The organism is Ferrovibrio sp., from assembly GCF_017994015.1.
In the GTDB taxonomy this organism is placed as follows: Bacteria; Pseudomonadota; Alphaproteobacteria; order Ferrovibrionales; family Ferrovibrionaceae; genus Ferrovibrio.
Genome location: NZ_JAGOLP010000004.1, coordinates 1 through 24,470 on the forward strand (window position 1 = coordinate 1; position 24,470 = coordinate 24,470).

The following is a 24,470-nucleotide window of genomic DNA, read 5'->3' on the forward strand; positions in this document are numbered from 1 at the left end:
CGGCGAATTGCAGGCTGGCCATGCGGCGCTGATCGGCAAGGAAATCAGTGTTGCCGATGCTTTCAAGATCGCCAACGATATCGAACTGCGTTACCGCAATGCCGGTTTTGTCACCAGCCGCGTGATGGTGCCCGAGCAGGCGATTGAGGATGGCAGCTTCCGCATTGTGGTGTTGGAAGGCTTCATCTCCAAAATCGTGGTGCAGGGCGATATCGGCCCGGCCAAGGCGGCGGTGGAGATGCTGCTCAACCCGCTGCTGAACCAGACACCGGTGAGCATCACCGAAATTGAACGCCGCCTGCTGCTGGCCACCGATATCGCCGGCCTGACCGTGCGCGGCAATCTTGAAGCCGCAACTGACACGCCCGGCGCCTCGGTGATGGTGGTGCAGAGCGCGCGCAAGGATACCGATACGGTATTGACCTTCGATAACCGCAATTCAACCTATCTCGGCGGCGCCGAGACGCTTGCTTCGGTCAATTACAACGCTTTCGGCAGCAATGCCGACCAGCTTTCGCTGCGCGCCAAGCAGTCCATGCCCTGGGGGCGTTCCTGGTCGGTGGGTGGCGGCTATACCGGCCTGTTCAGCGAAGACGGCCTGACGCTTGGCTTCAACAGCAATTATTCGCGCTCCTATCCGGGCAAGGAATTGAAGCGGCTCGAAATCCAGAGCGATGTGTGGTCGCACACTGCTTCAACCACCTATCCGCTGATCCGTTCGCGCATGGAAAACCTGCGACTGACCGGCGAATTCGAATACCGCATGGTGGATACCGACCTGCGTAATGCGGCCTATAACCGTGACCGCCTCAGCATCCTGCGCGCCGGCATCAGCTATGACCGCACCGATACCTGGGACGGTATCTCGGCAGCCCGCTTCACCATGCATCGTGGCCTCGACATGTTGGGTGCCACCAATGAGAATGACGCGCAGGCTTCGCGCAGCGATGGCCATAGCAGCTACACCAAATGGACGCTGGACCTGACCCGGGTGCAGCAGCTGCCAGCCAATTTCAGCCTGCTCGCCACTGCCAGCGGCCAGTATACCCGCACAGCGCTGCTCTCCAGCGAGGAGATGGCTTTGGGCGGCCCCAATTTTGGCCGCGGCTTCGATGTCAGCGAGGTTTCCGGCGACAATGGCTGGGCGGGGCTGATCGAACTGCGTTATGCGCCGGAACAGACGCTGTTCCCCGATGGCCTGCAATTCTATGTCTATTTTGATCGCGGCCAGGTCTGGAGTGTCGGACCTGAGACCACAACGTCCGACCGGATCAGCGTTGCCTCCGCCGGCGGTGGTGTGCGCGTCAATCTCAATCAGACCCTGTTCGCTTCTCTGGAAACCGCGCGCGGCCTGAATCGGCCGCAGGCGACGATTTCCAATAAGCCGAACGTTTACTTCACCTTGAGCGCACGTTTCTGAGGTAGGTTGTCATGGATCGCAAAGATTTCCTCTCCCATTCCCTCGGTGTTGCGCGCAGCTTTCGGTTTCGTCTGCTGACCAATCTTACCAACGGCCTGGCGATATTGCCGCCAGATGCCCTTAGCGGGCGTCGACGTGGACGCGGCGCTGCCGGCCGCAAGGCCGCTTTGGGCGCCGCTGCCGGTGCATTGTCGCTCACCGCTTTGTTCAGCCATGCCGGCCAGGCGCAAACCCTGCCGCAGGGCGGCAGCGTTGTTGCAGGTAGTGCCAGCATCAACCAGCCTTCGCCCACGGCACTCAACGTGGTGCAGACCAGCAACACGGCGATCATCAACTGGCAGTCTTTCAGCATCGGCGCCGGCAATAGCGTCAATTTCCAGCAGCCTTCGTCGTCTTCGGTGACGTTGAACCGCGTGCTCGGCAATGATCCTTCGGCGATTTTCGGCACCCTGACGGCGACCGGCACAGTGATGCTGGTGAACCCGAATGGCGTGTTCTTCGGGCCTGGCTCGCGCGTCGATGTCGGCGGCCTGGTGGCCTCCACGGCGAATATCAAAGATGCCGATTTCCTCGCCGGCAAATACCTGTTCGGCACGCCTTCGGCCAATCCGGATGCGCGCATCGTCAACCAGGGCGATATCAGCATCAAGGATGCCGGCTTGGCCGCGCTGGTGGCGCCGCAGGTGCATAACAACGGTGTGATTCGCGCCCGGCTTGGCCGTGTGGCGCTGGGTGCCGCCCAGAGCTTCACGCTCGATTTCCATGGCGACGGCCTGCTCAGCTTTGGCGCCGGCAGTGAAGTGGCGGCGGTTTCCGCCAATGCCGATGGCAGTATGCCGGCAGCATTGGTCGTGAATACCGGGCAGATCAGCGCCGAAGGCGGCGTGGTGGAATTGTCGGCGCGGGCCGTCAAGGGTGTCATCGACAATGTGATCAACACCTCGGGCGTAGTTTCGGCCAAGAGTGTGGGCGTGCAGAACGGCAAGATCGTGCTGTCCGGCGGTTCTGCCGGCAAGGTGCAGGTTGCCGGCACTCTCGATGCCAGCGGCACCGGCGCGGGCGAAACCGGCGGCAGCATCATCGCCACCGGCGAATCGATTGCCGTGGCTGGCGGCGCCACGATGGATACATCCGGCCAGGCCGGCGGCGGCCTGATCGCAATTGGCAGTGACGGCAGCGGCGCGGGTGCGCGCGGCACCGGCGCCTGGGCCGGCAGCGTTTCGGTTGCGGCCGGCGCGCAGCTCAAGGCCGATGCGCTGGGCCAGGGCGATGGCGGCACCGTGGTGGTGCTGGCTGAGGACAAGACCGTGTTCGCCGGCCATATTTCGGCGCGCGGCGGCGCCCAGGGTGGCGATGGCGGCTTCGCGGAAGTTTCCGCCAAGCAGGATATTGTGCTCACCGGCAGTGCCGATCTGACGGCGGCGCATGGCAAGACCGGCACGCTGCTGATCGATCCAGCCACGCTGAAGATCGTGGCCGCCGGCGGCGGTACGCAGAACAGCAATGCCGGCGATGGCACAGTGGCGTCGGGCGATGCCGATAGCGGCGAAAACACCATCAGCGTTGCCACGCTGACCGGCCTGAACAGCACCACCAATATCGTGCTGGAAGCCACCGGCCTGATCACGGTGGATACCAGCATCAGCCTGGCCACCGGCAACGGCAACAGTGTTACGCTGCGCTCCACCGGTGCGGGCGGCGGCATCACCTTCACCAAGGCCACCGACACAATCTCCACCCAGGGCGGCAGCATCAGCCTGGAGGCGACCGCCCCCGGCGGCAGCCTGAGCAATATCGGCGGCCTCACCAGCAATGGCGGCAACATCACCCTGTTGGCAGGCGGCAATATCAGCCTGGCCGGCAATATCAATGCCGGCGGCGGCGCGCTGGTGATCTCCAGTTCGGCGGGTTCGATCACGCGCAGCGGCACCGTGCTGCTGACCGGCAACAGCCTGCGTCTCAGCGCCTTGGGCGGCCATATCGGCGCCAGCGGTTCGGCGCTTGCGTTCAATTCCGGTTCGTTGACGCTGGAAACCGGCGGCAATATCTACGTCACCACGGATCGGAAACTATCGAGCCTGTCGGTGCGCGCCAATCACGCGCTGCTGGCCAGCGGCAATCAGTACAGCGTTGTCGCCAATGGTTTGACCTTCACGGTCAGCGACGACAATGTGAGCGCCGGTCATACGCTGACCAACATCACTTCATCCGGCACCAATATCAGCTTCATCTCGGATGTTGGCATCACGGCCGGCATTGTGAATGCCGGCGCCGGCGATGGCACTGTCAGCCTGACCGCGAATGGCGGCAATATCGTGTCGGCTGCCAGCGGTTCGCCGCTGATCACCGGCAGTAGTCTCACGCTGACCGCGCTGGGCAGCACCGGCCTGAATGGCGCCATCGGCGCCAGCGGCTCGGCCTTGCTTACCGCAGTGAGCAGCCTTACCGCCACGTCCGGCAGCGGCATTGTCAATATCAGCAATACCGGCACCCTTACGCTCAGCAATATCAGCAGCACCACAACCACTGCGTCCACCATCGCCGCCACCGGCAACATCACGCTGGGCAATGTCAATTTTGCGCCGACCAGCGGCAGCAGCAGCCTGACCATCAGCAGCAGCGCCGGCAGCATCCTGGATGATGGCGACAGCGCCACCAAACTGACCGCGAATACGCTAACCCTGAATGCGGCCAGCGCAATCGGCTCCAGCGGCACGGCGCTTGCCGCAGCCAATGCCAGCTCGATCAACCTGACCGCCACTGCCGGCGACGTGTATTTCTCCACGGGCGCCACCACCACCGCCACCTTCACGTCTGTCAGCGCCGGTGGACTGATTAATTTGACCAGCGCGGCAGCTGCCACGATCACCAGCGCCGCCACCGCCGCCAATGGCAATATTGCCATCACCAGCGGCGGCGACCTTACATATTCCAAGATCAATGCCGGCACCGGCAATGTCACCTTGCAGGTTGGTGGTGGCAATCTCTCCGTGGCAATCAGTGGTTCGCCTGAAGGCATCACCGCCAACAAGCTGACCACCAGCACCACGGCCGCGACCCATACTGCCACGCTCAAGACCCAGGTCAGCGAAATCGTATCCGCTGTGGCGGGCAGCACCAGCGGCAATATCACCGTCAATCAGACCGGCTCGGTAACGCTGACCAATCTGGTCGCCGCCAGCAGCAGCGGCAGCGTCACGGTCACGGTTACCGGCGATGGCGCGGTCACCACAGTGAAGAATATCAGTGCCGGCGCCGCGGTGAGCGGCGGCACGATCTCGCTGACCACCTCTGGCGCCATCGTCGCCAGTGCCGGCAATACGCTGGCGGCCAAAACCCTTACCATCAATGCCGGTGGCGCGGTGGCCAGCAGCGCGCAGCATCTCAAGACGCAGACGGCGCAGCTCTCGCTGACCAATACCGGCAGCTACTATGTCGATAACAGCCAGGAATTGCTGACCAGCCTCACTATCAACAACAAGCATAACGGCTCAACCGCCAATGACCTCCAGCTAACCTCGCAGGAATTGGGCTTCACAGTTACCGATGATGGCAGCAAGAGCACGCTGTCGGAGATCAACAGCACTTTCCTGACCACGTTCAGCTACACCAGCGACAAGACACTGGTGGTGGGTCAGCTTGACCTAGAGAATGTCACCACGGCGAAGCTGACAACCAGCAATGGCTCGATCATTGATGACGCCAGCGCCAATACGCGTATTTCCGCCAAGGCGTTGCAGTTGACTGCCACCGAGAATGTCGGCGAAAGCGGCAATGCCATCGGCATCAACACCACCAAGCTGGCGGTGACCACCGGCGGCAACCTGCTGATCGACAATGCCAATCACTTCAGCGAACTGACCATCGTCAGTACGCATAAGGACACGTCGGCCAATTACACCTATGCCATTACGGGCCGGCATCTTGATTTTGCAATGACCGATTCGGCCGGTGGCTACACCTTCACCCGCCTGATCGATAGCGGCTTTGGCGCCTATGGCGAAAATGATGCTGCTGGCGGCTTGCAATATTTCACCTTCAGCGGTGATCGGGATATCACGCTGGGCCAGGTCAATACCGGCACTTTCAAATACAGTTACACCCCCGACAACAGCCAAAACTCCTCATCCGCCGAAAATTCAGTCTCCTTCAGCACCTCGAAGGGCGCTATCCTGGACGACGGCAACGACAGCACTTATGTGCTTGCTTCTTATATCGCGCTCAGTGCCACAAAGAATGTCGGCACCTCGGCGACAAACGGCGATATCGACATCGTGGCCAGGGGCATTGCCGTAACGGCTGGCACGGCTTCTGACCTGACCCCGGGCACTGGCGGCATCTATATCAATGCGCTGCGCACCACCGGCGCCGATAACACCGCCAATACGCTTTATCTCGGCGGCAGAACACGGACTGAGTCCGGCGGCAGCGGCAGCTTTGCCACCAATTCCGGCGATGTGGTGGTGAAGCTGCAGGTCGGCGATATCGCCACCAGCACCAGTGTTGGTACCGTGAGCGGGTCGGTGACCTTCGAAGCCCTGGCCGGCTCGATCCTCAATCCCAGCAGCAACACCATCAACGCCACCACCAAAATGACGTTGAAGGCCAGCGAAGCAATTGGCAGCAGCACCAGCGCGGTGCGTTATAAAGCCAACGAGCTTGATGCCATTGCCACCAATGGCCTGGTTTCGGTCAGCTACACCGGCAGCAGCAGCATTAAGTTCAATGAGGTGACCGCCGGCAGCACCATCACGTTAACTAGCAGCAGCGACAACGGCGTCACGCTCGGCAAGGTGATTGCCAATGCCGGCGCCAGCAAGCTGACGATCACCAGCTCGGGCAATCTCAACGATGATGGCAATGATGCCACCGTGATCCAGGGCAGCGAAATTGCGCTGAGCACCGGCAGCAGCAGCATTGGCGCCACCAACCAGCTCAAGGTCAATACCCCCAAGCTGACGGTTACCAATAACGGTTCGGTCAATATCGTTTCGTCCCAGGCGCTGACCGATCTGACCATCAGCCGCAGCAGTTCCGCCTCGACAATCAGCATCGCCGGCACTAATCAGACTATCAGCATCAGCAGCAGCAGCGGCTATGCGCTGAACACGATCACCAGCAGCAGCAACCTGAATTTTGCCCTGAATGTCAGTAGTTCCACTGCTGTTTCGGTGGGCGCTGCCAATGTCGGCACCGGCAAGTTCACTGTGTCCACCGCCAGCAACATCACTTACAGCGGCAGCGGCGAGATCCGGGCCGGTGATATTGTCCTCACCGCAGGCAGCTCCAGTTCCATCGGCACGTCCACCAGCGCTGTTGCCGTCAATGGCGGCAAGCTGACAGTTGAATCCGGCCGCAATATCTATGTCGCCGGCGTCGTGGCGTTGACCGACCTGACCGTCGTCAGCACCAATTCCTCCACGTCCACGGTCAGCAATTTCGGCATCAGCGGCACCGGCGGAAAAGAGTTCTCGATCACCGATAGCGGCACCACCAATACAATTGATGTCGCGGGCAATAGCGGCTCGGTCACCAACTTCAGCTTCACCGGCAAAAAGAATATCGCCGTTTCGGAGATTGTCGCCACCGGCGCCGTGACGCTGAAAACCGATGGCGGCGGGGTCAATTCCAACATCACCATGGTCGGCGGCGGTACGATTAGTGGCAGCAGCGTCACGCTCTATGCCATCGGCAGTGACACCAAAGACAGCATCGGCAATGGCTCAATCGGCACCAGTGGCCGGGCGATCAAGCTCGGCGCCACTTCTTTGACTGCTGTCAGCAATGGCAATATCTACATCGACAACAGCAGCACCGCGCTTAGCACGATTGACCTGACGCTGACGCACAAGACTTCGGCGACCACAGACAACAACACCTACAGCTTCAGCAATATCGGCACCGACGGCAGCCTGACGATCGGCGATAGCGTAGGCGTCATCACCGTTTCTGGCTCGTCCGGCTCCGGCACGATGGATTTCACTTTAAATGCCGACCGCGCCATTTTGACCGCCGGCATTGACGCCGGCACCAACACCACCGGCAAGATCACATTGCAATCAACCGGCGGCGCCACCAACGTGGCCGGCACGATCAATCGTGATAGCGGCACGCTTACTGCCGGCGAAGTGAGCCTCATTGCCAAGGCCAGCACCGGCAGCCATGTTGGTAGCTCCGGCCAGGTCACCACTGCCACTAAGAAGCTGTCGATCAGCAGCGGCGGCAGTATAGATGTCTCTAATAACACCACGCTGACCGATCTCAGCCTTGATGTCAGTTTCAAGGCTTCCGGCACCGCGAGTAGCAGCACCTACAGCTATGCGGTTGCCGCTACGGGCCTGACTTTCACTGTAGAAGATGTGGTCAGCAGTGGTTCGGTAAACGCCTTCAAGCTGACCAGCATTTCTCAGAGCGGCCTGAATCTGACGGTCACTTCCGCCAAGACAATTCAGGTTACCAATGTCAATGTCGGTGCCGGCACGGTGAAGCTGACGGCGGATTCCAGTTCCAACATCAATGCCACCAACACCAGCAGCAGTGTGATCACTGCCGGCCGCTTGGAAATGACCGGTTCGAGCATCGGCAATAGCAACAATGGCAGCTCGACATTTTATGGCACGGTCGGCACGCTGAGCATCAGCGCCAGCGGCACCGTCAATTATAATAATCAGGGTAATCTGGCGGTCGATGGCCTTAGCAATCGCGGTTCATCCGGCAGCGACAACACGCTCACCTTGACCGTGAATAGCGGCACGTTGACCCAGGCCTCTGGTTCCACGGCGGCGATTTCGACCAATAAACTGATCCTGACCGTGGATAACGGCGCCATTGGCACCAGCGGCACGCCCCTGGTGATCAATGCCGAAACGCTGACGCTTTCCAGCGGCAGCAATGTGTATTTCACCAATCAGGCCGATCTCTTCACTTTCGACTGGACTGTGAAGCACAATGTTGGCGGCACCAACAGCTATGGCATCACCGGCAAGAATCTGAGTGTCACGATGCCGGACAGCGCCAGCGCCGGCAGCACCACGCTGACGCAGTTTGTTGATACTTCCGGCCTTGATTTCACCTTGTCTACCGCCACCGGCTTGGCGCTCGGCACGGTGAATGTGCAAAGCGGCCGCCAGCTATCGCTCACCACTACCGGCACCACCAAGAATATCACCACCACTGATACCTCGCTGGCGGTCACTGCCGGCAAACTCAGCCTCACGGCCACCGGCAGCGTCGGCGCCTCCGGCACCGCGATCAAGACCAGCGCTCAGGATCTATACGTTACCACCGTCGGCAACGTGCATCTGAATAACAGCTCGGCTGATCTGCAAACCCTCAGTATCACCAGCACGCAGGCCACTGGCGGCTCTGCCCCCACCTTCGGCATCACCGGCGAGAATCTGACCCTTACCATCACCGATAGCGGTGTGGCGGCGGTGTCTGTGGTGGATACCACCGGGCTGGATTTCACTTTCAGCACCAAGCGCGGCCAGGAGTTGGGCAAGATCGACCTGACCAAGGCCGGCACCGCCACTCTGTCCAGCAGCAGCGCAGCCATCACCACCACCGGCACCAGCACTGATCGCCTGACCGCGGCGGTGGTCTCAATCACCGGCACGGCGCTGGGCTCCAGCACCAACAAGCTGCGTGTCGATTCGCCTTACCTGACGCTGTCCACTGGCGGCGACGTGTATCTGACTTCCAATCTGCATGTCGAAAAACTGAAGCTGACCAATTCCACGGCCAGCAGCACGGCAGACCGTACCTTCGATATCACCGGCAAGAAGCTGGATGGCACCGATGGCATGACCGCGCAGGCAACCTTCACCAATGCGGGCGGCACGAAATTCTCCACCATCAGCGATACCAGCGGCCTGGATTTTGAATACTCAACCAGCGGCATGGTCACATACAGCACCATCAATGTCGGCAAGGCCAACCTGCTGACGATCACCGCTCCCTCCGGGATTCGCGAAACCGATGGCACGTCCAGCATGCTCGCCGGCAAGATTTATCTGGCGGCATCCAGTGGCGCGGTCGGCCAGACCAGCGGCACCGGTGGCGGCCTGCTCGATATCACCACTTCGCAGTTCAAGACTGCTGCCAATAACGGCGCTTATATTGATCTGAAGCAGAAGGCCAAGGTTGCGGGCTTCACCGTGGGCGGCACCAGCGAGATCAAGGTCAGTGCCGGCGACCTGCAAATCGGTACTAGTAACGATACTGATGGCGGCCTGTCGCTGAATGGCGCCACCACCACGATCACGGTGGTGAATGGTTCGATCTTGGGCGGCGGAAGCATTAGCGGCTCCGGCACCCTGACACTGAGCGCCTCGGGCGCTATCGGTTCGGCCAATAGTGCGTTGACGACCAGCGCCAATAGCAGCGGCACCACCACGCTGACCGCCACGGCCAGCGGTGGCGGTATCTATCTGATGGAAAGCTACAGCCTCACTGTGTCGTCGATGACGGCAGCCGGCGATGTGGTGCTGAACAACGGCAGCAATAATGCCGGCAATAACTTCACGCTGGCCGGTGCGCTCACTGCCACTGGTCATAACGTGTCAATCATCACGTCGGGCACCGGCTCCATCACATCCAACACGGCCAGCACGATCGATGCGGCCAGCCTCACCCTGAGCGCCATCGACGGCTCGATTGGTGCCAGCACGAATGCCAATACCAGGGTCAAGACCACCGCCACCAAGCTCACCATCAAGACCATTGGCGGCTTCGTTGTTGGCAGCAGCAGCGACTTGACCGATCTCAGCATCGACCGCACGCCGACTAGCGGCACCAATAACAGCAGCGGCACGGTTTCGATCACTGCGACCAACCTGACCTGGAGCGCTACAGATTCCAGTGGCACGATCACCTTCACTGATGTGTCTGATACGACCGGGCTGAATTTCACCTACCAATCGCGTGGCAATATCGCCGTGAACACGCTGAATCTGGGCAGCGGCACGGCTTCACTCACCGCCACACAGGGCGTTAGCACCGCAGCCGCCACCATCACCGGCACCGGCAGCAACAAGCTCACCGCCGGTGCGCTTACCCTGGCCGCCAACACGGGAACCGCCGCTGCCATCGGCAGCAGCGAAACCGCGCTGGGTTTGAGTGTCTCCAGCCTCGCAGCCTCTGCCGGTACCGGCGGCATCTTTGTCAGCAACGACAAGGCGCTGACCACAGGGGCGATCAGCTCCAACGGCGCGCTCAGTGTCAAAACCACCACTGGCGATCTGACATTGAATGGCGCCACCAGCTGGGGCAGCGGCACAGCGTTGACCTTGGAGGCTGCCGGTGCGCTGCGTAGCAACAATATTGCTCTCACTGCCGGCTCAAACGCCAATTCCTCGATCACGCTGAAGGCCGGCACCGGCATCGGCAGCGCCGATAGTGCGATCCGTATCGCGCCGTATACCAGCGGCAGCACCGGCTCGACCGTCAGCGCCACGGTCACCGGCACCGGCTCGCTTTACCTGAATGTCACCAGCAGCCTGGTCGGCGGTCTCACCACATCGGTGAATAACGGTGCCACGGTGGTGACCGGCGCCGGCAATATGACTATTGCCGGCATGACATCGACCACTGATGCAGCGGGCAACGACATCAACGTCACCCTGTCCAGCGGCAACCTGACGATTGGTTCCACCGGCGCCGCCGCCACAATCAGCGCCGGCATGCAGAATGGCAAGGTGGTGCTCAACGCCCAGTCCGGCAGCATCAGCCAGGGCAATGCCAACAGCACCATCAATGGCGGTGGCGTGCTGCTTAAAAGCAGCGGCGTGATCGGCGCCAGCGGCTCGGCGCTGGGGGTGAATTCGCGGCGCCTGGAAGCGGCACTGACGCAATCCGGCTCGGCGATCTACCTCAAGACCACCAGCGAATTGAGTGCTGCTCTGTTGTCGACCAACAATGGCACCATCAGCATCGCCGCTGGCGATGCGGCTGCCATTGACCTGAATTCGGTCACCTCCGGCGGCGGTATTATATCGGTCACCACCACCACCGGCGGCAGCAGGATTGGTATTGGCAATGTGAATGCCGGTAGCGGCGCGGTAACGGTGAATGCCGGCACCGGCACGGTGTTTGACGATGGCAAGAGCGACACGCTGATCACCGCCAGCACCTTGAGTGTTTACGGCGGCGCCGGCGTTGGCAGCAGCAGCGCGTATCTCAATACCAAGACCGCCACCATCACCGGCGGCGCCGGCACCGGCTCGGTCTATATCGCCGATAGCGGCACAACGGGCATCTCGCTCGGCACCAGCGGCACTGCCTTGTCGGTGACGGATGGCTCGCTGGTGGTCACCACCGCCGGCGCCACCGCTGTGGTCAATGTCACGCAGACCACCGATGGCAGCGGCAAGGATGTAAAGATCACCGGCAGCAGCGGTAATGTCACGGTCACCAAACTCTATGCCGGCGCTGCCGCCAGCACAGGTTCGCCCAGCAGCAGCCTGGCCGAAATCAGCGCGGCCGGTTCAATCCTCACCAGCGGCAGTGACACCCATATCGTTGCCGGCAAGCTGTCGCTGACCTCCACTGGCGGCAATATCGGCGCCGTCACCGATAGCGCCACTGGCGCCGGCTCGCCGGTGCTGGTCAAGGTGGGTGGTATCGACAAGCTCTCGGCGGCCACCAATGCCTCAGTGATCTCGGTCAGCAACAGCGGCACCACAGCGGTCACCCTGGGCAGCACCGCCATCACGCTTGGCACCGGTTCTTCGGCCTATATCAAGACCGCCGGTGATATGGATGTCAGCGCCGGCCTGTCGGTCAGCAATGGCAACCTGCTGCTTGAATCCGGCGGCACGCTGACGCTGCCGGCTGCCGGCAGCATCACCATCACCGGCGCACTGACGCTCAAGGGCACCACCGATGTGGTGGCCAGTGGCGGCGGCCGTGATCTGACCATCACTGCCTCCGGCCTCACCTTCACCAGTGGCTCGACGGGCGGCAACACCAAGCTGACCACCACAACCGGTGCGCTGAATGCCAGCCTGACCGGCACCGGCAAGAACCTGACGGTGAGCAATACCGGCACGTTGACCGGACTCACCCTGGCGGCGAATGGCGATATCGCCTTCACCAACTCGGTTGGCTTCACCGCCACCTCGGTCACCGCCACCGGCACCAGCCGTAATGTCAAGCTGACCGCCACGACCGGCAATCTCACTGTGACCACGGCGAATGCCGCGGCCACCGGCACGCTGGAATTGGCCGCGGCGGCGGGCAGCATCCTGGGCGCTTCCGACGGCAGCATGACGGCGGCGGAACTCAAGATGACCTCGCAGACCGCCATTGGCACCAGCAGCCAGGCCTTCACCACGGCAATCAGCAAGGTATCGGCCACCGTCACCGGCACCGGCGATATCTACCTGGCCTATACCAGCAATGGCGCCACCACCGGCGATCTCAGCACCGCCAGCGGCGATATCAACGTGTCGCTCAATACCGGCACGCTGACCGTGGATGGCAGCAAGATCAGTGCCGGCAATAGCGGCAGCCTGTCGCTCAAGTCGGGCGGCACCGTGGCGCTGACCGGCGGCTATATCAACAAGGGCGGCGACACAACCAAGTCCGGCCTGGCTGTCGAAGCCAGCACCATCACGCTGGCCGGCGCCATCAACACCACCGGCGCCCAGGTCTACAAGGGTGCCGCTACCGTCAAGGGTGACCTCACCGCCAAGTCGATCTCCTTCGACAAGCAGGTGAAACTCAGTGACACCGCGGACCAGACCTTCAATACCAGTGCGGCCAATGGCGATGTCATCCTGGCCGGCGGCTTCTTTGGCCAGGCCCAGTCGCTGGAGATCAAGGCCGGCACCGGCAAGGTGGCGATCCAGACGGCAAGCTCCAATGGCGGCAGCCTGACCATCTCTGGTGGCACTATCGAGCTTGCCTCGATCACCACGGAAGGCGCGCAAAGCTATACTGGTGCCACCACGCTGAATGGCAGCAGCTACACCACCAATGGCGGCGCCTTTGGCGTGACCGGCGCCACCACGCTGGCCAGCGACCTCACAATCGCCACATCGAATGGCGGTGTCAGCTTTGGCGGCACGCTGGATGGCGCTCACACCCTGACCGTCAATAGCGGTAGCGGCGATATCAGCTTTGGCGGTGCAACGGGCAGTACCACCCGTCTCGGCGCGATAACGCTGAACAGCACCGGCGCCACCAAGCTCGTCAACGGCATCAAGGCGGCGTCGCTCACCACCAACAGCGACGGCACATTGCAGCTTGGCGGCAGCATCGACACCACCGGCACCCAGAGCTATGGCGAACTGGCATCGCTGCAAAGCAATACCAGCTTCACCGGCACCACGGTGACATTGAGCAAGGGCGCCCAGGGCACGGCTTCGGGCAGCCAGACCATCGGCGTCACCGGCAATCTGGTGCTCACCGAAGGCTTTGGCACGGACGCGAATGCGGTCGGCGGCCTGTCCGTCAGCGGCACCACCACACTCGGCGTCACGGCGATCGGCACCACCGGTGCGCAGACCTATACCGGCAAGGTGACGCTGGCGCATGGCACCACCACTTTCACCGGCAGCACGGTTTCGCTGCTGGATGGTGTGGTGAATACTGGCGGTGACAGCATCGCAATTGTTGGCAATGGCGCCTTCAAGGGTGATTTCGGCACCACCAACACGCTTGCACAAGTCACCGTCAGCGGCACCACCAGCTTCGGTGGCGGCACCATCTCCACCTTTACCAAGCAGAGCTATACAGGCGCGGCCAGCCTTACCGGCAACCAGATCCTGAAGGATGTCAGTGTTGCCACCATCACCTTCGGCAGCACCATCGACAGCAGCAACCAGTCCAACCTGACGCTGGAAATCGACGGTTCTTCGGTGGTGTTCAATGGCGCCATTGGCAGCACCGGCAAGCTCGGCACCTTGACCATCAATGCCGGCACCACCGGCAAGGCCACGTTTGCCAGCACCGCCCATACCAAGCTGGCCGGCGATCTGGTGCAGACCGGCGGCGCCAGCATCATCCTGCCGGCAGTGCTGGACGTGGATGGCGCCATCACGTTGGGCATTGTCACCAGCGCAGATGGCAAGGCCCAGGCCATCACCGGCCCCAGCGTCACGGTCCCCACCGGCCAGGTGCAGATCAGCGCCGGCAAGGATATCGTGATGGGCAGCCTGAAGGGTGAAGGCGATATTCAGCTGACCATCAACAGCAGCAATGGCTTCATCAAGATCGGCAGCAAGGATGTTGCCGGCGAAGAGGCGCAACCGGCCAGGAAGATCGTGGTCGCTTCGCTCACCTCGTCGCGCGCCACGGCCATCAACATGTATGGCACGGTGGCCGGTCGTTCGGATGCCACGGCGGCCTATATCGTCGGCCCGCTGCGCGATCCGCCGTATTTCATCAACGACATGCGCTGGGGTCCGCTCGACGTGGTAATCATCCCGCCCTCGGTGGTGCCGCCGGTGGTGGCGGTGCCCAGCACGCCGGGCGCGTCGTCGCTGTTCACCGGTAATGTCAATCCGGGCGGCATCACCCCGAACGCTCTGGCGGCCTTCGCTGCGCCGCCGGTGCTCACCGTGTCGAACAATCTCGGCGGCGGCATCAATCCGGGTCTTGTGGTGCCAAGCCAGTCGGGCGGCGTCATCGGCAGCCCGGGCGCGGGCAGCGGCGGCAGCACCCCAGTTGGCGGCGGCAATTCGGGCGGTGGCACTGGCGCCATCCCGGTAACACCGACTCAGGGTTCGGCTCCGCTTGGTTCGTCCACGCCCAGCCAGGGCCAGGGTTCCGGCCAAAGCCCGCAGGGTCAGGGCCAGGGCCAGGGTCAGGGTTCCGGTCAAAGCCCGCAGGGCCAGGGCCAGCCGCAGGGTGAGCAGGAGCGGCAGGGCGCTCAGCCGGGCGGTTGATCCAGCAGATAACCATCGGCCCGGGCCAGCGCAGCCGGGGCCGATGGTTCATTTTCGGCGCCAGTATGGCTAAACTGCCGCAAATTTATCGTGAGGATATGTCTTGAGCACCACACCGTCCAAGAGCGAGCCGGCGGAGGCTTCGGCCGGCCTGCCGCTATTCTACCAGCAGCCGCGCCCGCTGATCGCCGAGCGTGATGCCGAGCTCAGCATCGGCGCAATCGATGATCTTGGTTTTGCCGCCAACACCAATTCCCTGCCGGTGGTGGGGGCAGAATTGCCGGTGGCCTGCAAACATTTTCCGATCCTGTTCACCACCGGGCCGGAGCCGGCCATGGTGGCGTTGCTGGGTCTGCGCTCGGGCGAAAATCTGTTTGTGGATGCAGCCGGCGCCTGGGCGCCGGGGGTATATATGCCGGCCTATCTGCGGCGCTACCCGTTCATTTTCATGGAAAACAGCGAGCGTGGCGAATTGACGCTGTGTCTCGACATGGCGGCATCCTGCGTCGGCAAGGCCGGCAACCGGTTATTCGAGGCCGGCGAACCGACCGACTTCACCAAGGCGGCGCTGGATTTCTGCCGCGAATACCAGTCGCATTTTGCCTTCACGGCCGATTTCATAACCGCCTTGCGTGAGGCTGATCTGCTGGTGGATAATCGCGCCGATATCACCATGGCGGATGGCCAGAAACTCAGCCTGGGCGGTTTTCAGGTGATCGACGAGGCGCGCTTCAACAGCCTGTCGGCAGAAACCTTCCTGGATTGGCGCCAGCGTGGCTGGCTGCCGATGGTGTATTGCCATTTGATCTCCACCGGCAACTGGGCCGGCCTGATCGACCGTGCCGGCGCACGACCGGCCTGATTACGCGAGGAAGCAACGCCATGTTGAAATCGCTGCGCGCCGCTGGTCTATGCCTTGGCCTGCTGTTCGGTTTGTCCCTCATTGGCGCGCAGGCTGGCGCGGCCCAGGCGCAAGATCGCGCGTCGGCCCCCAAAGCCGCGGTTGAAGGTTTCCGCAGCGCCAAATTCGGCATGGATGAAGCCGCTCTGCGCAAGGCGGCGGAGAAGGATTTTGGCAAGGCGGCAATCTCGGTGGAGACCAATCCGCTGGAAAAAACCAAGGTGCTGTCGCTGGAAGCCGTTGATCTGCTGCCCGGTACCGGCAAGGGCCGGGTTTCGTATATCCTGGGCTATTCCAGCCAGAAGCTGACCCAGGTGACGGTGGTGTGGCTTGGCGCCGCCGCCAATGAGGCGGAAAACAATCGCCTGCGTGGCATCGCCTCCGCCTTGCAGACCTATTTCACCCAGGCCGGCTATGTGAAGGAAAGCATCATCCTGGAAGGCAGCATGCCGGATGGTTCGCAGGTGGCGTTCCATGGTGCGGATGACAAGGGCCGACTGACCCTGCTGCGGTATTCCATCGGCCGTGCCGACGACAAGGGCAAGATGGATGTGCCGGTGGTGGTGCTGACCTATACCGAGAATCCGAAAAATCCGGATGTGTTCCGCATCAAGCCGGGTTCTTTCTAAACCGCTCAGATCGATTGAAAAACGCCCCGCAGGTTGAAGCCTGCGGGGCGTTTTCGTTACAGGCCGGCCAGTGCCTGGTCAAGATCGGCCAGGATGTCGTCGATATGCTCGATGCCGACTGAAAGCCGCACATAACCCGGTGTGACGCCGCTGGCCACTTGTTCATCGGGGCTGAGCTGGCTATGCGTGGTGGTGGCGGGATGGATTGCCAGGCTGCGCGCATCGCCGATATTCGCCACATGGTAAAACAGCTTCAGCGCATTGATGAACTTGCGCCCGGCCTCGGCTCCGCCTTTCAATTCAAAGCCCAGCAGCCCGCCATAGCCGCCGGCCAGATACTTGTCGGCGCGGCTGCGCGCTTCGCCGCTTTGCAGGCCGGGATAGATCACATGCTGCACCGCTGCATGTTTCGCCAGGAATTGCGCTACGGCGGCGGCATTGCGGCTATGCTCGCGGATGCGCAATGGCAGGGTTTCCAGGCCCTGAATGATCTGGAAGGCATTAAACGGGCTGAGCGCCGCACCCAGGTCGCGCAGCAGGGTGACGCGCGCCTTGATGATATAGGCCACCGGGCCGATTGGCTTAACCGCCTCGGTCCACACCGCGCCGTGATAGCTCGGATCAGGCTGGTTCAGCAGCGGCTGGCGCTTCGGGTGTTTCGCCCAGTCGAAATTGCCGCCATCGATGATCACGCCACCAATCGAGGTGCCATGGCCGCCGATGAATTTGGTGGTGGAATACACCACCACGGCGGCGCCATGGGCCAGCGGCCGGGCCAGGATCGGCGCAGCAGTATTATCCACGATCAGCGGGATGCCGAGCGCGCGGCCGATGGCGGCCACTTCGGCGATGGGGAAAACCTGCAATTTCGGATTGGGCAGGGTTTCGGCATAATAGGCGCGGGTACGCTCATCCGTGGCCCGGCGAAAATTCTCCGGATCGCCCGGGTCAACAAACCGCACCTCGATACCCTGCTGCTTCAGCGTGTTGGCAAACAGGTTCCAAGTGCCGCCATAAAGGTCGGTGGAACTCACCACATTGTCGCCGGCCACAGCCAGATTCTGCAGCGCCAATGCCGAAGCGGCCTGGCCCGAAGCCACTGCCAGCGCTGCCGCACCGCCTTCCAGCGCCGTCAGGCGCTGTTCCAGCACATCCACGGTCGGATTCATGATCCGGGTGTAGATGTTGCCGAATTCCTTCAGCGCAAACAGGTTGGCGGCATGCTCGGCATCGCGAAACTGGTAGGAGGTGGTCTGATAAATCGGCACCGCCACCGCGCCGGTGGTCGGGTCGGCGCGATAGCCGGCATGCAGGGCAATGGTTTCGGGATTGCTGTAAGCCATGATGTTTGAGCCTCGAATGGGTTCGATGGAGACGGGTACTTTATTTCACAATAAATAACTGTTTACAAATTAATTTAACATCAAATTTGACATAATAACATTCGTTGTTAGTATTCATGGTGTGAAAAATCTGCCGCAGCCAGCCGAGATCAGCCCATGAACCAGATTGCCCGCGCCGTGCCGGCGCTCCAGTTGCCGGCCAAGCCGAATATCGCTGCATTGCCCAATGCAGCGGCCCGGGCAGCGCCCAAGCGCCGGTTGCCGCCGCTGGGTGCGTTGCGCACTTTTGAAGTGGTGGCGCGCCATCTCAGCCTGGCCCGAGCTGCCGATGAGCTTTGCGTCACCCCGGCGGCGGTCAGCCATCAAATCCGCACGCTGGAAGATCATCTCGGCGTGCCGCTGTTTCGCCGCTCGGGGCGTAACATCCTGCTCACTGATGCTGGCCAGGCCTGCCTGCCGGGTATTCGTGACGGCTTCGAACGCCTGACCAGCGCGGTGAACCAGATCGACAGTTTTGGCCAATCCGGCATCCTTACCGTCAGCGTGGCGCCGTCTTTTGCGGTGAAATGGCTGGTGCCGCGGCTGGACCGTTTCCAGGAACAGCAGCCCGGCATCGATATCCGGGTCTCGGCTTCCAATCAGTTGGCCGATTTTGCCAGCGATGATGTTGATCTGGCGATCCGCTATGGCTCGGGCCGTTATCCCGGCCTGATGGTGGAGCGCCTGCTGCCGGAAGCGGTGTTCCCGGTTTGCAGCCCGGATTTGCTGGCGCAGATCAAAAGCCCGGCCGATTTGCAAAGCCAGATGCTGCTGCATGACGATAGCCCGGATGATGACCAATCCTGCCCCACCTGGCAGATGTGGCTGCGCGCTGCTGGTCTGGCCGATGCGGAGTGGAAGCGCGGCCTGCGCTTCACCCAGTCCAGTCTGGTGCTGGAAGCAGCGATCCATGGCAAGGGTGTGGCGTTGGCCAAGGCCACCCTGGCTGAAAGCGACCTCGCCAGCGGGCGGCTGGTGCGGCTGTTCGGGGATGCCACGCCGCTGGATTTCGCCTATTATGTGGTAGGCCCGGAACGTAAGGTGGGTTTGCCCAAAGTGGCCGCCTTTATCAATTGGCTGCGGGGCGAGGTGGCAACGCCTGCGTAATTCTCTGATAGTTTTTTGTAAATTATAAAACAAAAACCTCTCAGTATGTAAAATAAAGCGGGTGGCCTAGTTTGAAGCCTGACGGTTACCAACAGCCAGGAGGCTCAGCATGAAACGGTTTGCCAAATCCCTTGCCTTTGCACTGGCGCTTGCCATGGCAGGCGGCGCTGCGCAGGCGCAGGACACATTACTCAATGTTTCCTACGACCCGACCCGCGAATTATACCAGGAGGTTAATGCCGCTTTCGTCAAACAGCTTGGCCGCAAGCTGACCATCAACCAGAGCCATGGCGGCTCGGGCAAGCAGGCGCGTTCAGTGATCGATGGCCTGGAAGCCGATGTCGTCACCCTGGCGCTGGCTTATGATGTGGATGCCATCGCCGAGCGCGGCCTGCTGGCCAAGGATTGGCAGAGCCGGCTGCCCGACAATGCCTCGCCCTACACTTCCACCATCGTGTTCCTGGTGCGCAAGGGCAATCCCAAGGCGATCAAGGATTGGGATGACCTGATCCGCAGCGATGTGAAGGTGATCACGCCGAATCCAAAAACCTCGGGCGGTGCGCGCTGGAACTATCTCGCCGCCTGGGGCTATGCCGAGCGCAAACCCGGCGGCAGCAAGGAAGAGGCGCGCAAGTTTGTGCAGGCGCTGTACAAGAATGTGCCGATCCTTGATACCGGCGCGCGCGGCTCGCTTATCACCTTCACCCAGCGCCGCCAGGGTGACGTGTTCCTGAGCTGGGAAAACGAAGCCTTTCTGGCAGTGAATGAACTGGGCAAGGACAAGTTCGACATTGTGGTGCCGAGCGTGTCGATCCTGGCCGAGCCGCCGGTGGCGGTGGTGGACAAGGTGGTGGACAAGCGCAACAGCCGTGCCCTGGCCGAAAGTTACCTGAAATTCCTCTACACCAAGGAAGGCCAGGAAATCGCCGCCAAGCATTATTATCGCCCGCGTCTCAAGGAAGTGGCCGACCGGCATGCCGCCACCTTCACCAAGGTGGAATTGTTCACCATCGACCAGCAATTCGGCGGCTGGGCCAAGGCACAGCCCGAGCATTTTGGCGAAGGCGGCGTGTTCGACCAGATCTACAAGCCGGGTTCGTAGGGCGTTTATTGTGGCAGGTCGGCGTCCCAGTAGGGCGCCGGGCCATACAATGCCCGCAGATGGTCGATGAAGCGGGCCAAACCGGCGGGCACAAAGCTGCTCGCCGGATGCACCGCGAAGATGCTGACATCGGTGGCGCCGGGATGCTCGGGCAGCACCACACGCAGCCGCCCGGCGCGCAGGTCTGGCCCGATATCCCAGGTTGAACGCAAGGCGATGCCCAAGCCCGCCAGGGCCAGTTCGCGCACCACTTCGCTGGAATTGGTGCGCAGGAAGCTGCTACCGGCTACATTCACCGGACCATGGCGGCCTTGCAGGCGCCAGGGCAATTGCCCCTCGGCGGCCAGCAGGCGATGGCGGCTCAGATCCTTCAGCCGCAACGGCGCGCCATGCTCGGCCAGATAGGCCGGGCTGGCGCAGAGAAAGCGCCGGTTCGGTGCCAGGCGATGCCCGGTCAAGCCGCCTTCGATGCCGGCCGCCACCCGGATCGCCACATCGATCCGCTCGGCCACCAGATCAACATAGGCATCCGATAAATCCAGCTCGACTTGAAGCCGCGGCCAGCGATCCAGGAAGGGCTTGAGATGCGGCGCCACATGCAGCCGGCCAAACGAGGTTGGTGCCGAGATGCGCAGCAGGCCACTCGGATCGCCGGCCAGGCCAGTAACCAGCGTTTCCGCTTCGCGCGAGGCGGCCAGGATCGCCACCACCCGCTCATAAAACCGCTGCCCGGCTTCGGTGGTGGAAAGTTTGCGTGTGGTGCGATGCAGCAGCCGTGCGCCGAGCCTTTCTTCCAGCCGGGCGATGCGCTTCGATACCATGGCCGGCGACAAGCCCAGCGAGCGCCCGGCGGCGGCCAGGCTGCCGGTCTCGATCACCCGGGCATAAAGCTGGTATTCATGGTCCATCGCCATTGTTTCCCATAAAGAACGACTGTGTTCAATTATTGCCGGCTTTTGCAAGAATGTAGCAAAGGCTATGCTGCCGCCATCGCATAGGGGAAACGACCATGACCGAGACCGTAGACCGCGCCGGCCTGCATGTGGCCACTTCGCTGGCCCGCTTCATTGAGGACAAGGCATTGCCCGGCACCGGCCTGGACGCCGCCGCCTTCTGGCGCGGTGTGGCCGATATCTACGCCCGCTTCACGCCGGAAAACCGTGCCTTGCTGGCCAAGCGCAATGATCTCCAGGCCCGCATCGATGCCTGGCACCAGGGCCGTCGCGCCGCCGGCCAGCCGCATGATGCCGCTGCCTATGAGGCCTTGCTGCGTGAGATCGGCTATCTGGTGCCCGAGCCGGCGCCGTTCAAAATCGCCACCGAGAATGTTGATCCCGAAATCGCCGTGATGGCCGGGCCGCAATTGGTGGTGCCGGTGCTGAATGCGCGTTTCCTGCTCAATGCCGCCAATGCGCGTTGGGGCAGCCTGTATGATGCCTATTACGGCACCGATGCGATTCCGCAGTTGCCCGGTACCAAGCCGGGCTACGATCCGGCGCGCGGCGCCTTGGTGATTGCCAAGGCCAAGGCGTTTCTGGATGCCGCCGTGCCGCTGGCCCAGGGCAGCCATGCAGAGGTGACCGGTTGGCGCGTGGTGGGCGGCAAGCTGGAGCCGGCGCTGCGCGATGCAGCGGCCTTTGCCGGCTATCGCGGCGATGCGGCGGCGCCCAGCGCGGTGCTGCTCAAGCATAACGGCCTGCATATCGAACTGGTGCTGGACCGCACACATCCGATTGGCAAGTCCGACCCGGCTGGCCTGGCCGATGTGATCCTGGAATCAGCCCTCACCACCATCGTCGATCTGGAGGATTCGGTGGCGGCGGTGGATGCCGAGGATAAAGTGGAAGCCTATGCCAACTGGCTGGGCCTGATGCGCGGCGATCTGGAAGCCAGCTTTGAGAAGGGCGGGCGCAGCATCACCCGCGCCCTTGAACCGGATCGCGACTATACCGCGCCGGATGGCGGCAGGCTCAGCCTGCCCGGCCGCTCGCTGCTGTTTGTGCGCAATGTCGGCCATCTGATGACCAACCCGGCGATCCGGCTGCCCGATGGCAACGAGGCGTTTGAAGGCATCCTGGATGGCATCGTCACCAGCCTGATTGCGATCCACGATCTCAAGCGCCAGGGCCGCTTCGTCAACAGCCGCGCCGGCTCGGTCTATATCGTCAAGCCGAAGATGCATGGCCCGGAGGAATGCGCTTTCACCAACCGGCTGTTCGATGCCATCGAGGATCTGCTCGGCCTGCCGCGCCACACGGTAAAGGTGGGCGTGATGGACGAGGAGCGCCGCACCTCGGCCAATCTGGCGGCCTGCATCGCCGCTGTGCAATACCGCATCGTGTTCATCAATACCGGCTTCCTGGATCGCACCGGCGACGAGATGCACACTGCCATGCAGGCCGGCCCGATGGTGCGCAAGGCCGAGATGAAATCCAGCGCCTGGATCAATGCCTATGAGCCGCGCAATGTCGCTATCGGCATTGCCTGCGGCCTGTCCGGCAAGGCGCAGATCGGCAAGGGCATGTGGGCGGCACCGGATCGGATGGCGGACATGCTGGAGCAGAAAATCGGCCATCCGCGCACCGGCGCCAACACCGCCTGGGTGCCAAGCCCCACCGCCGCCACCCTGCATGCCACGCATTATCATGCCGTGGATGTGTTCAAGCGCCGCGAGGAAGTGGCGCGCGAAGGCGTGCCGCCGCTCGGCAACCTGCTCACCCTGCCGCTGGCCGTGGGCCGGAACTATTCCGAACAGGATGTGCGCGACGAACTCGACAACAACGCCCAAGGCATTCTGGGCTATGTGGTGCGCTGGGTGGATCAGGGCGTCGGCTGCTCCAAGGTGCCGGATATCCATGATATTGGCCTGATGGAAGACCGCGCCACCCTGCGCATCTCATCGCAGCATATCGCCAACTGGCTGCTGCATGGCCTGTGCACGCCCGAGCAGGTGGATGCGGCCCTGCTGCGCATGGCGGCCAAGGTGGATGCGCAGAATGCCGGCGATCCGCTCTACCAGCCGATGGCGGTTGATCCAGAAAGCAGCCTGGCTTTTCAGGCCGCGCGCGCCCTGGTTTTTGAGGGCCTGGTACAGCCCAATGGCTATACCGAGCCGCTGCTGCATTCCTTCCGCCAGAAAGTGAAGGCGCAGACGGCGTAGGGCTTGGGTTGAATTATCTGCTTGGTCAGCGGGGCGTTGGTTTCTTCCTACGTCCCGCCGGCCAGACGCCGTATGGTCGCCATTGGCAGAAAAAGCCGTTTTTCGCTGCGGTTGAACGGAATGAAACCGTATTTGCGGTAGAAGGCTGCGGCAGCATTGTCCTTTGCATCCACGATCACGGCATTTACAGCGAGTGTTTGCGTTGCCAGCAGGATGCGGTTCAGCGCATCCATGAGCAGGAAGGCCCCGAGCCCCTTGCCCTTCATGCTGTGATCAACAGCCAGCCGGCCGAGCAGGGCGGCCGGCACCGGATAGTGCGGCAGGCGCTTCGCCTGATCGGGCGGCAGGCTGTCGCGCTGGAAACTGGCGGCACTCAGGCTGTAATAGCCGCAGAGCGTTGAGGTGTTATTTTTCAGGGCAACAAAGACGCGGGCCACATCCCGCTTCACATCCTGCGAAGCATGTTCTCGAATATACCTGTCCAGATCAGGGCTGCCGCACGAGAAGCCCGCCCGATCATGGGTCTTGCTGTCGAACGGCGTAATTTGCCAGGGCGTTTGCGCCGGCCTCATCCAGTCAGCTTTTTGTACTTGGCGAATGCCTTGCGCAAAGCTGCATTGGGCTCCGGCGGGTTGGTCAGTGCGTCATAGAAGATTTTCCAGTCCGGGCCAGACAGGGTAACAACCTCATTCTCGCGGATGACCTTTTCCGCCTCTTCCAGCGCCGTTGCCAGCACAAACTGGCTGACCGTTTTGTGGCGATAGCTGGCGGCGCGCTGAAGCATGTGCTTGGCTTCAGCATCCAGGCGCACCTGGAGCCGGTCGTCCTTGGCTTCCGCCATACGGGGCATGACAATTCTCCTTGTCGCTGTACTCACAAA

Annotated in this window: 11 protein-coding genes; 7 read left to right on the forward strand and 4 right to left on the reverse strand. The window is 62.0% G+C overall.

What is annotated here, in order from left to right; translation table 11 throughout:
* From KBB36_RS03915 to KBB36_RS03930, 4 genes are all read left to right on the forward strand, one after another.
* The coding region (locus tag KBB36_RS03915) for a ShlB/FhaC/HecB family hemolysin secretion/activation protein (RefSeq protein ID WP_290977169.1) at positions 1-1,420 on the forward strand (1,420 nt) is incomplete at its 5' end.
* Between the two features lie 11 nt (positions 1,421-1,431).
* Positions 1,432-15,309 (forward strand): filamentous hemagglutinin N-terminal domain-containing protein, encoded by a 13,878-nt coding sequence (locus KBB36_RS03920; RefSeq protein ID WP_290977172.1) that lies wholly within the window; start codon positions 1,432-1,434, stop codon positions 15,307-15,309.
* A gap of 103 nt (positions 15,310-15,412) precedes the next feature.
* Positions 15,413-16,171 carry a SapC family protein gene (locus KBB36_RS03925; protein ID WP_290977175.1) on the forward strand — a complete coding sequence of 253 codons (759 nt, stop codon included), beginning with the start codon at positions 15,413-15,415 and terminating at the stop codon, positions 16,169-16,171.
* Positions 16,172-16,191: 20 nt separating this feature from the next.
* Positions 16,192-16,839: a hypothetical protein gene (locus KBB36_RS03930; RefSeq protein ID WP_290977178.1), complete on the forward strand. Its 648-nt coding sequence runs from the start codon at positions 16,192-16,194 to the stop codon at positions 16,837-16,839.
* 56 nt (positions 16,840-16,895) lie between these two features.
* Here KBB36_RS03930 and KBB36_RS03935 read toward each other — a convergent pair whose 3' ends face one another.
* Positions 16,896-18,182: a PLP-dependent transferase gene (locus tag KBB36_RS03935; protein WP_290977181.1), complete on the reverse strand. Its 1,287-nt coding sequence runs from the start codon at positions 18,180-18,182 to the stop codon at positions 16,896-16,898.
* Positions 18,183-18,338: 156 nt separating this feature from the next.
* On the opposite strand from KBB36_RS03935, the gene KBB36_RS03940 reads away from it, so the two are divergent.
* Positions 18,339-19,328, forward strand: a complete 990-nt coding sequence (locus KBB36_RS03940; RefSeq protein WP_290977184.1) for a transcriptional regulator GcvA — start codon at positions 18,339-18,341, stop codon at positions 19,326-19,328.
* 109 nt (positions 19,329-19,437) lie between these two features.
* Positions 19,438-20,430, forward strand: coding sequence for a sulfate ABC transporter substrate-binding protein (locus KBB36_RS03945; protein ID WP_290977188.1), 993 nt, complete (start codon positions 19,438-19,440; stop codon positions 20,428-20,430).
* A gap of 5 nt (positions 20,431-20,435) precedes the next feature.
* Here KBB36_RS03945 and KBB36_RS03950 read toward each other — a convergent pair whose 3' ends face one another.
* Positions 20,436-21,338 carry a LysR family transcriptional regulator gene (locus KBB36_RS03950; protein ID WP_290977190.1) on the reverse strand — a complete coding sequence of 301 codons (903 nt, stop codon included), beginning with the start codon at positions 21,336-21,338 and terminating at the stop codon, positions 20,436-20,438.
* 101 nt (positions 21,339-21,439) lie between these two features.
* Here KBB36_RS03950 and KBB36_RS03955 point away from each other — a divergent pair, with 101 nt between their 5' ends.
* Positions 21,440-23,590, forward strand: coding sequence for a malate synthase G (locus KBB36_RS03955; protein ID WP_290977192.1), 2,151 nt, complete (start codon positions 21,440-21,442; stop codon positions 23,588-23,590).
* Between the two features lie 47 nt (positions 23,591-23,637).
* Here KBB36_RS03955 and KBB36_RS03960 read toward each other — a convergent pair whose 3' ends face one another.
* Both KBB36_RS03960 and KBB36_RS03965 read right to left on the reverse strand, forming a co-directional pair.
* Positions 23,638-24,039 (reverse strand): GNAT family N-acetyltransferase, encoded by a 402-nt coding sequence (locus KBB36_RS03960; RefSeq protein ID WP_290977195.1) that lies wholly within the window; start codon positions 24,037-24,039, stop codon positions 23,638-23,640.
* A gap of 119 nt (positions 24,040-24,158) precedes the next feature.
* Positions 24,159-24,440, reverse strand: coding sequence for a DUF1778 domain-containing protein (locus tag KBB36_RS03965; protein WP_290977197.1), 282 nt, complete (start codon positions 24,438-24,440; stop codon positions 24,159-24,161).
* Positions 24,441-24,470 lie beyond the last annotated feature (30 nt).